We start from the raw sequence: 312 nt of genomic DNA on the forward strand, positions 1-312 counted from the left end.
TGCCGTTTCGGTACCTAGCGCTTCGTCCTCTATGTTGAAATCAGAAATTGTGACACGTGCTGCTTTGTTCGTTTTCCTGAGGATTCCTTTGCCTAGTCAGGGTCTCGTGTTGCTGGCTAGAAACTTTAGGATTCTCTCTTCTTCTCTGTGGCAAATACTGCTGCAACTTTGACTGGGATTGCATGGAATCCAGAGATTCCTTACTGCGGTATGAACCTTTCAAGTGTGTTAATCCTTCCATTCCTAGATCCCTCGATATCTTTTTTTTTTCTTGTATCTTCTTGAGTTTCTTTCCCCAAAGGTTTGCTAGTT

General features: G+C 42.9%; 1 protein-coding gene. It reads right to left on the minus strand.

All coding sequences use genetic code 11. The annotated features are described in order from the left end of the window. Positions 1-40 precede the first annotated feature (40 nt). Positions 41-312 (minus strand): hypothetical protein (locus tag EUU22_RS26450; protein ID WP_205687958.1); only part of this gene is annotated, 272 nt, incomplete at its 5' end.

This window comes from Ciceribacter ferrooxidans, assembly GCF_004137355.1.
Lineage (GTDB): Bacteria > Pseudomonadota > Alphaproteobacteria > Rhizobiales > Rhizobiaceae > Allorhizobium > Allorhizobium ferrooxidans.